Source organism: Micromonospora sp. WMMC250 (assembly GCF_027460215.1).
In the GTDB taxonomy this organism is placed as follows: Bacteria; Actinomycetota; Actinomycetes; order Mycobacteriales; family Micromonosporaceae; genus Micromonospora; species Micromonospora taraxaci.
In genome coordinates this window covers 40103-54379 of the sequence record NZ_JAPZBJ010000002.1, presented here as the reverse complement: position 1 = coordinate 54379, position 14277 = coordinate 40103, and the positions used below count along the sequence as shown (strand labels likewise).

Sequence of the window (14277 nt, the reverse complement as noted above, 5' to 3'; positions counted from 1 at the left end):
CGTAGGCAATACAACATCAACTGCCCTCGTCCCGCAATGGTTCGCAGGTCCTGCTGGTGAGCTGCTGGACGATCGCCACCGCGACGCGATCGACGACTTGCTCCATCAGCTGGACGATCGTTTGGCGCGGTAACCTCGGACGATCGGCGACATCGACGCCGCACTAGATTTGTGCGAGCGTTTCTTCCCCGGCGAGGAGTTACCCCACAAGATCACGGCGCAACTCGCCCGGGCGGGTTCGTACCACAACGGCGGTCGCCGAACCCTGACGACCGGTAACACCCGGGTCCTCGCCGACATGATCCAGCAGGCGGCCGAATGCGACGTCTACCTCATCACCGCCGCCGACCCGTACTCCGACAACGTGGCCCGGTCCGGCGGACACGCAGGACTCTGGTGCCGCCGCACGGAACCGGCGGCGACACCAGAGTGTGCGTCAACTCAGCGGTTCGATCCAGATGTTGCGGAAGCGGGGATTCGCGCCGGGGTCGCCGTGGTCCTGCAAGGCTATGGAGCCAGGCGACGGCCCTTCGGGCTGGCCGTTTCCGGTGGGTCCGCTGACGGCGACGTTGTTGTGGACAACAACGCCGTTCCACACCACCGTGACCCTGGCGTCTTCGAGTTTCGCGCCTGTCGCGCTGAACCGCGCCGCGCGGAACGTAATGTCGAACGTCTGCCATGTGTTGGGCGCGGTGGCCATGTTCCGGTCGGGAGCACGCCTGAGGTAGATGGCTCCGGCCTCGTTGTTGGCCAGTGTCGTGTCACCGTAGGAGTCCAGCACCTGAATCTCGTAGCGTTCCTGGAGGTAGAACCCGCTGTTGCCGCGGGCCTGTCCGGTGACCTCGGGCGGGTAGTCGGGTTGCAGCCACTCGCCGTGCAGCTTGAAGTCGCCGAATTTCGCTTTGGTACGGATGTTTCCGCCAAGCGATTCCATAGATCCGCCGGCCACCGGCCAGGTCGCCGGGCCGCCGTTTGTGTTCTCCCATGCCGCCAGGCCGGTGCCGTCGAACAGGGGGATGCGAGATACCGGAGCGACGACGACGTGGTCGAGGTTGGCGCCGTTGGCGCCCGTCGTGGTCGCACGGATCTTGCTCTGCCCGGCCGGTAGCGTTGTGCTCAGCGATACGGTTCGCCAGGTGTTCCACGCACCCGTCGGCGGGAACGAAAGCGCTGGGCTGACAGTCGTGCCGTTGGCCGCGATGGCCAGAGGCCGGTCGACGGATCCGCCGTTGGCGTAACGGAATTCCAGCGAATAGGTTCCCGCGCTCGGCGCGTCGACTGTCCATTCGGTGTATGCGCCGGTGTTGGCGGTCGCCGCGAAGTCGGCGTAACCGGTTCCGCTGTAACCGGAATGTTCGGACCCTGCGGTCGCACCGCTGAGCGCCGCATGCTCGGCTTCGTAGGGACCACCGGGCAGAGAGTTGAGCGTGTACCAGGCCTCCGTGCTCCACAGGGACTGCCCCGAAGCCGAACTGAACGGCCGTGGCGAGTGCACGTACACCACCCGCCCGGACTTCAAGCCGTTGATCCGCAACGTGACTTTCTTGCCGTCGGCCGAAGGGATGGCCGAAGTGACGCTCAGCGTTTCCATGTCGACCTTTGGGCCGCCATAACTGGAGGTCGGGGTGTAACGCCATTGCCGGACGGCGTACCGCGACGCCAGCGAGCTCAGCGTTGCGGCCGACAACGGCTGGGTGTATTCGAGTTCGAAGCCGCCGGCGACCGCCCGCATCGCCAGGATGTCGAAGGCGTTGCTACTGCTGGGGGTGAGTTTTTGCAGACCGAAGGTGAGCTTGCCCTGCTGACGCCAGTTGCTGCTGGCCTGTCCACCGCCGATGCCGCCCGCGTAGATCGCACCGTCGGGGCCGAGGGTGATCCGGCTGATGCCGGCCTCAAGTCCCTGGGTGAAGCGGAAGACCGCACCCTGATACTCGCCGTTGACCTTCTCCAGATACCCTCGTTGGATCCCGCCATAGGTGACATCACCGAACAGCATCTGGCCGGCGAACAGGCCTTGGGTGAGCATGAGCGGTGTGCTCGGCGAGTTCGCGATCTCGTTGTGCGGCAGCCACAGGACCGGCTGGGTGACCGCGTTCGAGTCGAACGGACCGGCCGGATCGTTGTAGTGGTTGAAGAACCGGCCCGGCTTGAGATGCACCAGCTTGTTGGCCGGTAGCCAGTCGCCCTGGTTGTCGGTGACGAAGATGCCGCCTTCGGGGCCCCAGCCTATGCCATTCGGGGTACGCAATCCGCTTGCCGTGTACTCGACCTGTCCGGTCGCCCTGTTGACTTTGATCGCGGTGCCGCGATTGTTGGCGAGCTGCGGTTTGGTGGAGCGTCCGCCAGGAGTGATCTGGACCGACAGGTTGAGGTAGAAGTAGCCGTCCTTGTACAGGAGGCCGATCGCGAACTCATGGTAGGTCCCGCCGAACGGCCAGGTCGCCACCGTTCGCCTGCTGTCGATGATGTCATCGCCGTTGGCATCGGTCAGCTCGATCAGCCCGTACCGCTCCGAGACGTACAGTTTGCCGTCCACATATTTGATTCCCATGGGGTCCTGCAACCCTGTGGCGATCCTCTTCACCGTCACCTGCGCGGCAGAGGTGGTGCCGGTGACGTTGCCCAGCACATAGACCTCGCCCAGCGGCGTAGTGGTGCCGTAGTCGCCGCCCCACGTGGTGATGGCCAGCCTGTTGTCGGGCAGCCAGTCCATCCCGGTGACTTTTGGCTCGAACCCGCTGGGACGCAGATTGGTCAACGTGTAATTGGGATGCACCGCGTTCAGTGGCAGCCCGTCCCCCGGGTTGTCCACCCCGTCGACGCATTCCTTGGTGCCAGGTGCGGTCACCCGGGTCACTCCGGATTCGGTGCTCAGCGCCGTGGTCGGCACGAGCGAGAACTGTGTGGATCCCGGTGGCCGCCACTCGAGTCTGAGCGCCTGCCCACTGGTGTTATCGAAATGTTCGATGCGCAGCTTGTGATAGCCGGCGGACAGGTCGATGGTGCCGTCTTTCGGCAACGCGCCATGAAGGCCGTCGTGGTCGATGACCGTCGTGAACGTGCTGTCCGCGTCGTCATTGTCGACGACGGTGCTTCTGTCGATGCGCAAGCGGGAGCCATCGTCGCTGGTGAGCCGGAACACGTACGAGCCGGCCGTGGTGATGTTGATGTTCGCGATGACCTGGGTGTGGAACCTGTCGGCGACGCCGAAGTCGGCCTGGGTCGACCAGTCGATCACCGGCATCAGCTTGTCGACGTTGGGAGTCTGTCCGGGCTTGAGCGTGCAGAGTCCGGACCGATCGATTCCGAGGTCGTAGGTGCGCAATGTGACCCCGGGATCCTGCGGTGGGATCGCGGCGTGTGCTTGACCAGGCACCAACAGAAATGGCAGCAATACACTCAGCCCCAGAACGAGGACTGGCGCCCGGCGCCGCCGGCGGGCGACCTCTGGGACGGTTTGAAAGCTCATGACAATCCTTCTCGCGCTCGCATCCGCGCAGCAGCGCACACGCCGGCCCGGATGACAGGGGTGGGATCAGGTAGTTGCCTGACGCAGGTAGGACGCGCGCCGCCGCGTCGTCTTCTCAACGGAGCAGGTTGCTACCGCTTCGGAAACATTCCCCAAGACGGTCCAGGAAAGCGCTTTCCTGTCGGAGTTACTATATATGAGTCATCGGGATGTTTCAATGCCCCGCACGGTCGGCCCCGGGACCCGGTGGTTGCACGTTTCGCCGGCCGGGCAGGGCGTTCAGTGTCGCCCGGGCTGAGCGGGTCCACGAGATCCAACGGTGGACCGCCTGCACCGACTGGATCATCTCCCGCGAAATCGCGCACCCTCCGCTGGTCAGCGAAGAACACTTCGTCGCCATCCAGGCAATCCACCGCGCACCGACCCCTACCGACGGCATCCCCCGCCGCTATGTGTTGGCCGGAGTGATCTGCTGCGGCGTGTGCGGCCGAATCATGGACTCCCACTGGATACACAGCCGACCCGGCTACCGATGCCGCCACGGACACACAAGCACCCGCACCAGGACCTCCGCCCAACCGACGATCCTCTACATCCGGGAAGACCACCTGCTCGACCGCATTCGACACGACCGCGGGCTACATCGTCGCCAGCCTGCACTGCGCAGCCCCCGACCCGGAAACTCGCCAACTACCTACGCACCAACAACGTGATCATTGTGTGACCACCACGCGTGGACCATCGAAGCCGAAACCGCGATCTACCCGCTCACCCCGGCGGGGAGCTTCCTCGCCACCACAGCAAAAATCCCCGCCCAACGGGACGGGGATCGCTCGAAACGCGAAGAAGAATCACGCTTCGTGTGGAAATAATCTGTCCGAGAACCAGTGCCTCAGCATCGATGACGCTCAGCGCAACTCTGACGCTCGCGCAAGCATAACGGCCTCGTGCACGATTGCCGGGAGTGCCAGTCACGTCATCGGCGGTGAGGTACGGCTGGTAGGGCCTTGAGCGGCTTGGTGGCGTTGTCGGTCCGGTCGATGTGGCGGTGGCCGCCTCGCGTCCACCCCGGTTCACCAGCAAGATCTCAAATGGCGGCTGCCGTACTAGCTGTAAATCCAGCTTGGAAGTGGCTCGCGCGTGGTGAGCCACGGCAAAGGGATGCCACCGGGGCCGGCGCCGGTGAAGGCGGCGACGATGCCGCCGACGATGGAGGCGGTAGTGTCCACGTCACCGCCGGCCTCGATGCAAGCCAGGACCGCCGCCGGGTAATCGTGTAGGAAGGTTGCTGCCGCCCACAGCGTGAAGGGCACCGTGTCCTGCGCCAGCACCCGCGCTCCGTTGCCCAGCTCGTAGGCAGCTTCGGCCACACTGGTGCCGAGAAGGGTGATAGCCCGCCGAATGCCTGCACTGACGTGACTGTCGACGAGATGCGCCAGCACCGCTTGCAGGATGGCTTCCGGCTCGGGCCGGCGATCTGTTCGTCGAGCATGGCCTGCTTCGGCGGCGGCTACGGAGACGGCGACCGCGCCAAGTACTGCCTCGGCGTGGGCGTGGGTGACCTCCGCCGAGCGCATCGCGCGCAGCGCCGCGGCCCGAGAGTCGCCGGCGTAATAGGCGCCCAGCGGTGCCACGCGCATGGCCGCGCCGTTGCCCATAGACCCCTGACCATCGAAGGCCGCGCGTGCCGCCTGCCGCCAGTCGGCTCCGTCGCGTATCTGGTGCAGGATGACGACCGCGCCGCCGCCGTATCCGCGGTAGGGCTCGTACCGCTGTGCGAAGGCAGCCGCAAGGCGATCGGGGTCGATGTCGCCACGGGCCCACAACTCGCTGACGATGGAGCAGGCCATCTCTGTGTCATCGGTCCAGGACCACGGCCCACGAGGAGGGCGACCAGCCGTCAGTTCGGTGTAAGAGGTGCCTGGAACGAAGAACTGCGCGCCAAGCGCGTCACCTACTGACAGCCCGTCCAAGCTGTCGCGACAAAGATCAATGGCAATCATGAAGCCCTCATCTTGCCATGTGACCGGTCCAGACGGCAGGAGATAGCCGGGCGGGCGCTACCTTGACTACTCGCGCCTTAGCCCCAAGCGGCAGCCGCAAGCCGACACCCGTGAAACTCCTCCCAGCGGAGGCTGCTGGTCGGCCAGCGGGCTGGCGAATCCCTGGTCGTCGACGGGAGTCGTAGGAGAACCCGGCGAAGCGTAGTCGGGCGGCGAGGCGCTGCCCAGCGGGTCGCCGGTCATGAAGCCGAATGCTGGACAGGTCCAGGGCGGCCACGAGGCGGCTGGTGGGGATCAGCCAGCGGCCGTACGGGACAGGACGGCGAGTTTGTCTACGATGTAATGCAGTCCGTGCAGGCGACGCTGCGGTGGCCGCTGGCGTGATCGAGGCGAACGACTTGGATTGGAAGTCTGAGCTCCCGCCGGCCAGGGGCCTACCGCAGACCGACTTCCCTAAAGACGTCGCGGCGATGGCGAACAGCGGCGGCGTGATCGTGTTCGGGGTGCGCGAGGAACAGAAGGCCGCGACCGCGCGGGCCGACGTAGGTGGACTCGACGAGGCATACGAGCGTTCCCTGCGCAGCGCACGCCGACCCGCACTACGCGGTAATGCTGGCCTGCGACCTGCTGGTTGCCGGCGTCAACGGTGACGCCGTGGTGGCGCTCGCGGCCGAGTCAGCGCGGACACTGCCGGCGCACGACGCGAATCGGCGCCTCGCGGCGGTCACCGACGAACTCGGGCTTCCAGAACCGGACCTGCCAACTGCGGTGACGCTGATCGCCGCCGACACCTGCGAGAGGATCCTCGACCGCAGCATCCCCGCCGAGGTGGGAACCCACCGTCTCTACGCGGTTGGACACGAGCTTTATGGATGTCCGGGCGGAGTCATCGCGCTCGGGCGCGAGTGGTAGGAACGTGTCCTTGCCTCCCCCGATGAACTGGCCGGCCATCCCGTGGTACGGCAAGTGACGGCCGAGGAAGACGACGGCGCGGTGTTCGCCGAGTCGGTGAACTACGTGGCAAGCGAGGCCTACGAGCAGATCACGGGTGACGACGATGCCTTCTACGAGCAGTTGACGCCCGCCAGCAGGCTGCGGTTGACATCGACGAGGCCCGCGAGCCCGACATGGGTGAGGACTTCGACTTCGATGACGATGACGAGAGGCGGCGTCGGCTACCCGGGAGGGCTACGACATCACCCGGCATCCGATCAGCCAACTGTCCACCGGAAGTCTCGGCTGGATCCAGATCGTCACGTTCGTGCTCGCCGGCCTCGGCGGGGTCGCCCTCGCCCTCGGTGTCCGACGCACGCTTCACCGAGGGAACCGGGCGGCGTGTACTGCCAATCTTCGTCGGGATCTTCGGCGCCGGGCTCATCGCGGCCTGGGTGTTCACCATGGATCCTGAGTACGGCTTCCCGGTAGGGACCCCTGACGGGCCGGTCGGCGAGATGTCCTGGCACAGCATCGCGCACTCGGCAGCGGCCGCCATCGCCTTCACCGCGCTGGCCGTCGCCGCCATCGTGCTCACCATCCGGCACGTCCGCCGTCGGGCCACGCTGCCGGCGGTGCTGAACGGCCTCGTCGCGCTCATCCTGCTGACGCCGATGTCGCCGAACCACATGAGCATCCAGATCGCCGTGAACGGCCTGGTCGCCTTCACCTGGACGACGGTCGTCGCCCTCTCCCTGCGCCGTACGAGCTGATCGGCGTAGCGTGATCCGAGCCCCACGAACACGAGGATGATCATGAAGTACCTGCTGCTCAGCTACACGCCAGCCGCCGCCTGGGACGCCGCGACCGCCGACACCCCGTCCGAGGAGGCGCTTGCCGCGTTCGCCGCGTACCAGCGGTTCGAACGGGAGCTGATCGAAACCGGCGAGTTCCTCAGCAGCGAGGGACTCGGTCACCCGGTGGTCAGCACCACGGTCCGCAAGACCCCGACCGGCGTGGTGGCCACCGACGGCCCGTTCGTCGAGCTCAAGGAGGTCCTGGCCAGCTTCGCGGTGATCGACGTGGACAACCAGGAACGCGCCGTCGAGATCGTCTCGCGAATGGTCGAGGTTCTGGGCGAGCCGATGGAGATCCGGCCGATAATGGGCGCGGACTTCGCGGCGTGACCCCTCTGCATCCAGAGTCGCCGGACGGCGGCAGACGCGGAGGGCACACGAACGGCAGCACCCGCGTGACGCCGAACGTCGAGCACCTGCTGCGCACCGAGGCGCCGCAGGTCCTCGGCGCGTTGGTGCGGCGCTTCGGCCACTTCGATATCGCCGAGGACGCGGTACAGGAGGCAATGCTCGTCGCGAGTCGGGCGTGGCCGACGGACGGAGTGCCGGAGAATCCGCGCAGCTGGCTGATCCGGATCGGGTACCGGAGGATGGTCGACCTGCTTCGAACCGATCAGGCCCGACGCCGCCGCGAGCGGCACGCCGGCATGAGCGAGCTGGCGATGCGGGACCCGACCCGCCAGGCGGGTCCTGCGCTGGAGACCGACGACAGCCTCACCCTCCTGTTGCTGTGCTGTCACCCCACGCTGAGCCCTACCTCCCAGGTGGCGCTCACGCTGCGCGCTTGCGGCGGCCTGACAACGGCGGAGATCGCACACGCGCATGGGACGACCGAGAACACCATGGGCGCCCGGATCAGCCGCGCCAAGCAGCAACTGGCCCGCGCTGGTGCCCGGTTCACCCCGCCGACCGACGCCGACCGCGACAGCCGGATGAACGCCGTTATACAGGTGCTCTACCTGATCTTCAACGAGGGCTACACCGCCTCCGCCGGGGACGAACTCACCCGCGTGGACCTGACCCGCGAGGCAATCCGGCTTACCCGCATGCTCCGCGACTCCCTGCCGGACGACCCCGAGGTGACCGGGCTGCTCGCCCTGATGCTGCTCATCGAGTCGCGGCGCGCTGCCCGTACCGACGGGGACGTGTTGGTGCCGCTGGACGAGCAGGACCGGACATGGTGGGATCCCGAGCTGATCCGCGAGGGCATCGGGCTTATCCACAACGTCTGGCGGCGGCGTGAGGTCGGCACGTACCAGCTGCAGGCCGCGATCGCGGCCGTGCACGCCGCCGCCGCGTCGCCGGACCAGACGGACTGGCCCCAGATCGCGGCCCTGTACCTGGGACTGGAACGGCTCAGTCCGACCGCGCCGGTACGGCTCAGCCGGGTGGTCGCAGTCGCGCACGCGTACGGGCCGGGCCGAGGGCTGGCCTTGCTCGACGACCTCAACCGCAGCTACCACCTTGACGAGGACCCGCTGACCCGACAGCGAGAACGCGCGATCCGCGCACATCTGCTCGAGATGACCGGTGACACGGCCGGCGCGGCGGCGTGGTACCGCGAAGCAGCCTCCCTGACCCAGAACCAGGTCGAACAGCGATACCTCCAACGCCGAGCCCACCGCCTCGGCTGACCAATTGTCGGCCGGCGTCCGCACATCGGCATGAGCGGACGTCGCTCGACTGACGACCGGGAGCAAACTGGCCGACCTCTTCGTGTTCGCCGAAGTGGTCGTTCGCGCTGGTTGGGGCGCCACCCGGTAGTTCAGTGTGCCAACTGACCACACCCGCTACCGGACCGGTGGCGCCGGGGGCGTTCGGATCGTCGCCACCAGACCGGCTTTGGAAGGTTCCATCGACCGACACTTCCGCTGCCAGACCACCGACCGTGAAGCAGCCCTGCGGCTCTTGCAGGAGTTCCGAGCCGGCAGCGACAGGTGGAGACGCCGCCACCTGTGGGGACCACTCTGACCAATCCCCCAACTGCCCATGGCGGCGCGGTGAACAGCGGCGGTGTCACAGCGCCCCGCTACGCTCGCGCTCATGGCAAATCCGTTCCGGGTGCGCATCACCGTCCGTGGCTACGAGCTGGACACCCAGGGCCACCTGAACCAGGCCGTCTACCTCCAGTACGGCGAGCACGCCCGGTGGGAGTGCCTGCGCGCCGCCGGCATCTCACAGGAGCGGCTCATCGCCAGCGGGGTGGGGCCGGTCGCCCTGGAGGTCACCGTGCGCTACCTGCGCGAGCTGCGCGGCGCGGACGAGGTGGACGTGTCCTGCGGGTTCCGCTGGGGCGAGGGCAAGACCTTCCAGATCGACCAGGGCTACGCCCGCCCGGACGGCACCCCGGTGGCGACGCTGACCGGGGTGGGTGGCCTGCTCGACCTGTCCGCCCGGCGGCTGGTGGCCAACCCGCGCGAGCGGTTCCGGGAGCTGGCCAGCGACCCGGGGCCGCTCAACCTCTGAACGCAGGTCTCCCCCAGCAGGTCGGGTCGCACGGGCATTACGCCCATCCCGACGTTTCCCCTGCCGCCTTCTTCGTCGGTCACCCACAGCGACGTCGGGTCCGGGCCGGGCAGCGCCACTCCCCCGTGGCGAATTCGCGGTCATCTCGGTCGCCGGCTCGCCGTCCGGCACCATGTGGCCGGGCACCGCCTCGAGCGGCCGGATCACCACCCGGTCCGGACCGACCAGGAAGCTGACCGGCCCCACGCTGCGCAGGGCCGGTACGGCGGTGGTGGTGATCCGGCCATGGGCGAAGTCGATGCGGGCCACCGTGCCCGGTCACCCTCGGTGGGCTGCCGTCGGCCGGTCGTCTGGCACATGTGAGGATGCGGCGCATGCGTGCGGTGATCTTCGACGAGTTCGGTGCCCGACCCGAGGTCCGCGACGTGCCGGACCCGGTGCCGCCGCCCGGGGGTGCCGTCATCCGGGTCGAGGCGACCGGATTGTGCCGCAGCGACTGGCACGGGTGGCAGGGGCACGACCCGGACGTCCGCCTGCCGCACGTGCCTGGCCACGAGTTCGCCGGCGTGGTCACGGCGGTCGGCGACGGTGTACGCGGCTGGCACCTCGGCGACCGGGTCACCGTGCCGTTCGTCTGCGCGTGCGGGCAGTGCCCGGCCTGCTTCTCTGGCGACCAGCAGGTGTGTGAGCGGCAGACGCAGCCCGGCTTCACCCACTGGGGCTCGTTCGCCGAGTACGTGGCGGTGCAACACGCCGACGTCAACCTGGTCCGGCTTCCCGACGAGGTGGGCTACCCGGCCGCGGCGGCGCTCGGCTGCCGGTTCGCCACGGCGTTCCGGGCGGTGGTCGGTCAGGGGCGGGTCGCCGCAGGCGAGTGGGTGGCGGTGCACGGCTGCGGCGGTGTGGGGTTGTCGGCGGTGATGATCGCAGCGGCGAGCGGCGCGCGGGTGGTGGCGGTCGACGTTGCCCCCGGCGCACTCGAGCTGGCCCGCCGTTTCGGGGCCTCGGTGTGTCTGGACGGGGCTGCCCTCACCGGACCCGGCGCGGTGGCCGCAGCCGTTTGTGAGGTGACCGGCGGCGGCGCCCACCTGTCGCTCGACGCCCTGGGCAGCCACGCCACCTGCACTGCCTCGATCGAGAGCCTGCGCCGGCGCGGGCGGCACGTGCAGGTAGGCCTTCTCCCCGCCGCCCAGGGCCGCCCGGCCCTGCCGATGGACCTGGTAATCGCGTACGAGCTGGAACTGCGGGGCAGCCATGGCATGGCCGCGCACGCCTACCCGGAGCTGCTCCGGCTGGTCACCGCCGGCGTGCTGCGACCCGCCGAGCTGGTCACCCGCACCATCGGGCTCGCCGAAGTGCCCGACGCCCTGGCCGCGATGGACCGGGCCGCCCCCGGCGGGATGTGCATCGTCCAGCCCTGACCGGGGCGACGCTCGGTCGGCCAGGGGTACGTCCCAGGTAGGCGTAGGCCGCGGCGTAGCTTGCCGTCGCGGCGACAGGCGGCCTCAACGTCGTGTGTGTAGAGATTGACGAGCGCAACCTCGAATGTACGTGCCACTGTGGAGAGTCAGCCTCGATCACGGCGTCCTGGACGCGACCGGGATGCCGGCTCACGCTGGGTCGTCGCCAACCGATGTGGCCCGGGCGATGAAGAACGTGTGCGCACCGGTTAGAAGCGGCAGGACGAGCACCAGCACCCGGAACAGCGACAGCAGATCGTAGACCGGCACCCGGAGCAGCCGGGCGAGGATGTCGTCGCCCGCGGCCGCCCTCGACGCCGGCGCCGACCCCGCCGTCGTCACGGGTTGGATCGCCCAAACCCAGGCCGAACGCACCCGCGCAGGAGCCGAACTAAGCGCCATCGCGGGTGTCACCCCGCGCCGGATGAGCCGACCTTGATGGTGGCGGCGTCCCCAACCCTCAGTTGTTGGCCTACGCACTACGCGCCCGGCGGCCGTCGCCCCTACCCCTGCACTGGTGTTTCTTACCCGAAAGATCCTGCTGGCCATCGCCGCGGTCGTCGCCCCAACTGGCTGCACCGCCGCGCGGGTCGATCCTCAGCTCAGCCGCCAGCGACAAGCACAACGCCTCCATTGGAGGCCTCCATCTCCACGTCTCGTCCATCAGCTCGCCCAGGACGCGTCATGCATGAGTAGCCAGTCCATGCCCAGGAGTGGCCGTTTGTAGCGACCAGAGCCCTTGATCCAGGACATCGATGTATATAGGTTTGACGATGCTTCGCACCTAATTCCTGGGGAGGATGAATGCGCAAGCCCTTCGCGATCCTAGCGGGCGTCATGATCTTGCTCGTCATGGTGGCGCCGCCAGCCCACGCAAGCGAGCAACCACCGCTGGAGGCCAAACAGCTTCCCAGCGCGGTAGCCCTCGACACTCTCGAGACGCGTCGCATCGCCGATGACTGCGCGACAGTCAGGCCCCGGCTACCCGAGCTTGCCCGCGCTGCGGCAAAGGAGGGCACGACCTCCGTGGCCTGTATCAAGCCCACCGAACCGGGCACCCCCAGGGCGCGGAAAGCGGATCCGACCCTGCTCTTCGAACCGTTCCCCCTCTGGTGCACCGACGTGCCGGGCTCCTGGGTCTACACCCTTGAGACCCGCGAAATGATCTGCGCGGTCCGGGACCTTACCCTCGACGTGATCAACGTGAACACCGGCGCGATCATCGGGCAGATCTACTTCGACGAGTACGCCTTCGAGTACACCTCGTCGACCATCCCCACCTTCGCTTACCAAATCATGATTGACATGTATGGCGGCTGGGGCTCGATCGGCGGCACCCTGGCCCAGGGAACCGCCACGTGCACCGGCGCCTGCACCGTCAACAGTTCCGACTTCCTGCCGCAGGCCGTGACCACCACCAACCAGGTCGAAGGAGAGGCGTTCTTCCGGTCCACCGCCACCACCCGCGGCTCGGTCGGCACCGCCACCGCCACCTGGTCCTACTACTTCGTCAACCCGTCCTGGGTGGCCCCGTCGACTCCGGTAACCGTCACCCCACCGGTGACCCGCTGCGATCACAACCTGCCTGGCAACAACACCGTGGCTGGCTGCATCATTCGAGACATCCCGCCAGCCATGATCTACAGCGTCTCCTCGGCATACGAAGAACTCGCATGGCACATCCTGGCCGCACAGGACTCTGGGCTACCCGGCTCGCACCCCAGCTACGGTCTGTCTCACCCGGCGCCACTCAACCGCCTGGTGAACGCCGCCCAGCAGACCTCGAACTACAACCGCTCCTGCCCGAGCAGCTACCCGCGACCGGCCGGGCTCAGCTGTGACGAGTATCCGTTCCAGTCCAGCCAGCAAGGCGCGGCCACGGGCGGCGGCGGCCCGGGCCGCACCTTCGGCGGATGTCAAGTGCCACTCCCGGCCGGGACGGGACCGTCGGGGTACAGCGCTTGCATGATCGACAACACCCAGAACAGTGAGGGTGGCAGCGCTCTCGGCAGCTTCTACATCGATCAGCGGATATTCAACGCGGACCCGTTCTATGTCTGGATCACCCCGTAGGGGCGGAATATGATCCGGTGGTGAACCAACGAGGTGCGGTGCCGGTCACCGATCACATGTTCCATCTTGTCGATACCGGCACCGTCCTCGGCCCACCACTCACGTATGACAACGGCCTGATCTCGACCCATCCCGGTGGCGTAGTGGTGTTCACCGGCATCAGTTCCGGCTTCGTGCAAGTCACCGTAGATGCCAGGGATGCGCCTCCGGCTACCACCGACATCGTCGGCTGGGACGACATCGTCGAGACCTCGGTACACGCACCCGCCGGCCGGATGGTGGTCTCCGGCGTGATGAACGATGCCCCAGAGCTCCCGGTCCTGACACGGTCAGGACCGGGAAGCTACCGGATCCGGATACACGCCCGCGGCCGCGACATCGCCGTCGATCTGGGTGCACTCGAGCCGGTCGAGGATTACCTGGTGGTGGCATGGCCGGCACAACCAGCAACGGAGACCAGCCTCAAACACACCGACACCTTCGGCGCCGGACTGAGAAGCGCCCCGCGCAGGCCGAGACCCATCCCGCGCACGGAGGAAAGAAAGGCCGCTCGGCATGCCCGGCTGCAGGCAATGGAAGAGAAATTCCGCACGCAGGAAACATCAGACTAGCGCTGACCTTCGGCTTCCTTCTGGCACCCACCCAACTGAAGCTTCACCGGTCGGAGACGACCCGTCCTCCGTCGCAGCGCGTTGAGCAGGTACACCACGACAGCGAGCGGCATGACCAGCCGCGAAACCGCCTACTTCACCATCTGGCTATCCGCCGCCAACCCGCACCCCGCCGACCTGCACGACTGGATCCGCCGACGGATGGTGACAAGTGCGTGCTCGTGGCTTATCGGCCAACCTTCTTGATCATCGCAGCCGGCGCGAACTCCGCATCGACACGAGCAGACGGCGTCCGACTGACAGTCGGGAGCTAACCGTCTGACACCTCCGGGTTCGCCGAAGAGGTCACCGTCCAGGAAGCCCTGCTCACCACGCCGAATGACCCAGGCAGAGATCATCACGCTG

At 67.3% G+C, this 14277-nt stretch carries 13 protein-coding genes and 1 pseudogene; 11 read left to right on the top strand and 3 right to left on the bottom strand.

All coding sequences use genetic code 11. The features are described 5' to 3' along the window. Positions 1-436 precede the first annotated feature (436 nt). Entirely contained in the window at positions 437-3469 is a 3033-nt protein-coding gene (locus tag O3438_RS00445; protein WP_269677983.1) for a family 16 glycoside hydrolase, read from the bottom strand. Positions 3470-3678: 209 nt separating this feature from the next. Between O3438_RS00445 and O3438_RS34260 the strand changes: the two genes are divergently transcribed. After that, the gene (locus tag O3438_RS34260) at positions 3679-4182 is read left to right on the top strand and encodes a zinc ribbon domain-containing protein (protein ID WP_442929547.1); all 504 of its coding nucleotides are present in this window, start codon (positions 3679-3681) and stop codon (positions 4180-4182) included. Positions 4183-4575: 393 nt separating this feature from the next. On the opposite strand, the gene O3438_RS00440 is transcribed toward O3438_RS34260, so the two are convergent. After that, on the bottom strand, positions 4576-5472 hold the full coding sequence (locus O3438_RS00440; RefSeq protein ID WP_269677982.1) for an ADP-ribosylglycohydrolase family protein: 897 nt from the start codon (positions 5470-5472) through the stop codon (positions 4576-4578). Between the two features lie 251 nt (positions 5473-5723). Here O3438_RS00440 and O3438_RS34255 point away from each other — a divergent pair, with 251 nt between their 5' ends. The 7 genes and pseudogenes from O3438_RS34255 to O3438_RS00410 all read left to right on the top strand — a co-directional run bounded on the left by O3438_RS34255 (position 5724) and on the right by O3438_RS00410 (position 11149). Beyond that, positions 5724-6122 carry an AlbA family DNA-binding domain-containing protein gene (locus O3438_RS34255; RefSeq protein WP_442929546.1) on the top strand — a complete coding sequence of 133 codons (399 nt, stop codon included), beginning with the start codon at positions 5724-5726 and terminating at the stop codon, positions 6120-6122. Further along, positions 6082-6384 (top strand): hypothetical protein, encoded by a 303-nt coding sequence (locus tag O3438_RS00435; RefSeq protein ID WP_269677981.1) that lies wholly within the window; start codon positions 6082-6084, stop codon positions 6382-6384. The genes O3438_RS34255 and O3438_RS00435 overlap by 41 nt, the downstream gene beginning before the upstream one ends. Positions 6385-6667: 283 nt before the next feature. Continuing rightward, positions 6668-7178 (top strand): annotated as a pseudogene (locus tag O3438_RS00430) (DUF998 domain-containing protein). 42 nt (positions 7179-7220) lie between these two features. Then, on the top strand, positions 7221-7592 hold the full coding sequence (locus O3438_RS00425) for a YciI family protein (RefSeq protein WP_269677979.1): 372 nt from the start codon (positions 7221-7223) through the stop codon (positions 7590-7592). 65 nt (positions 7593-7657) lie between these two features. Next, the gene (locus O3438_RS00420) at positions 7658-8896 is read left to right on the top strand and encodes an RNA polymerase sigma factor (RefSeq protein ID WP_269677978.1); all 1239 of its coding nucleotides are present in this window, start codon (positions 7658-7660) and stop codon (positions 8894-8896) included. A gap of 409 nt (positions 8897-9305) precedes the next feature. After that, complete coding sequence (locus O3438_RS00415) at positions 9306-9728, top strand: acyl-CoA thioesterase (RefSeq protein WP_269677977.1); 423 nt, start codon at positions 9306-9308, stop codon at positions 9726-9728. A 374-nt stretch (positions 9729-10102) separates the two neighbouring features. Beyond that, entirely contained in the window at positions 10103-11149 is a 1047-nt protein-coding gene (locus O3438_RS00410) for a zinc-dependent alcohol dehydrogenase family protein (RefSeq protein ID WP_269677976.1), read from the top strand. 189 nt (positions 11150-11338) lie between these two features. Here the strand turns inward: O3438_RS00410 and O3438_RS00405 are convergent, their stop codons facing one another. Continuing rightward, entirely contained in the window at positions 11339-11530 is a 192-nt protein-coding gene (locus O3438_RS00405; RefSeq protein WP_269677975.1) for a hypothetical protein, read from the bottom strand. Between the two features lie 462 nt (positions 11531-11992). On the opposite strand from O3438_RS00405, the gene O3438_RS00400 reads away from it, so the two are divergent. The 3 genes from O3438_RS00400 (at position 11993) to O3438_RS00390 (ending at position 14118) form a co-directional block, all read left to right on the top strand. Then, positions 11993-13261, top strand: coding sequence for a NucA/NucB deoxyribonuclease domain-containing protein (locus O3438_RS00400; RefSeq protein ID WP_269677974.1), 1269 nt, complete (start codon positions 11993-11995; stop codon positions 13259-13261). A 20-nt stretch (positions 13262-13281) separates the two neighbouring features. Beyond that, on the top strand, positions 13282-13872 hold the full coding sequence (locus O3438_RS00395) for a hypothetical protein (protein WP_269677970.1): 591 nt from the start codon (positions 13282-13284) through the stop codon (positions 13870-13872). Between the two features lie 111 nt (positions 13873-13983). Next, positions 13984-14118 (top strand): hypothetical protein, encoded by a 135-nt coding sequence (locus tag O3438_RS00390; protein WP_269677969.1) that lies wholly within the window; start codon positions 13984-13986, stop codon positions 14116-14118. Positions 14119-14277: the final 159 nt, after the last annotated feature.

Coding starts and splice junctions, on each gene's coding strand:
- O3438_RS34255 (WP_442929546.1), top strand. CDS start 5,724: ATGCTGGACAGGTCCAGGGCGGCCACGAGGCGGCTGGTGGGGATCAGC.
- O3438_RS00435 (WP_269677981.1), top strand. CDS start 6,082: ATGCTGGCCTGCGACCTGCTGGTTGCCGGCGTCAACGGTGACGCCGTG.
- O3438_RS00445 (WP_269677983.1), bottom strand. CDS start 3,469: ATGAGCTTTCAAACCGTCCCAGAGGTCGCCCGCCGGCGGCGCCGGGCG.
- O3438_RS00410 (WP_269677976.1), top strand. CDS start 10,103: ATGCGTGCGGTGATCTTCGACGAGTTCGGTGCCCGACCCGAGGTCCGC.
- O3438_RS34260 (WP_442929547.1), top strand. CDS start 3,679: ATGTTTCAATGCCCCGCACGGTCGGCCCCGGGACCCGGTGGTTGCACG.
- O3438_RS00390 (WP_269677969.1), top strand. CDS start 13,984: ATGACCAGCCGCGAAACCGCCTACTTCACCATCTGGCTATCCGCCGCC.
- O3438_RS00425 (WP_269677979.1), top strand. CDS start 7,221: ATGAAGTACCTGCTGCTCAGCTACACGCCAGCCGCCGCCTGGGACGCC.
- O3438_RS00415 (WP_269677977.1), top strand. CDS start 9,306: ATGGCAAATCCGTTCCGGGTGCGCATCACCGTCCGTGGCTACGAGCTG.
- O3438_RS00400 (WP_269677974.1), top strand. CDS start 11,993: ATGCGCAAGCCCTTCGCGATCCTAGCGGGCGTCATGATCTTGCTCGTC.
- O3438_RS00440 (WP_269677982.1), bottom strand. CDS start 5,472: ATGATTGCCATTGATCTTTGTCGCGACAGCTTGGACGGGCTGTCAGTA.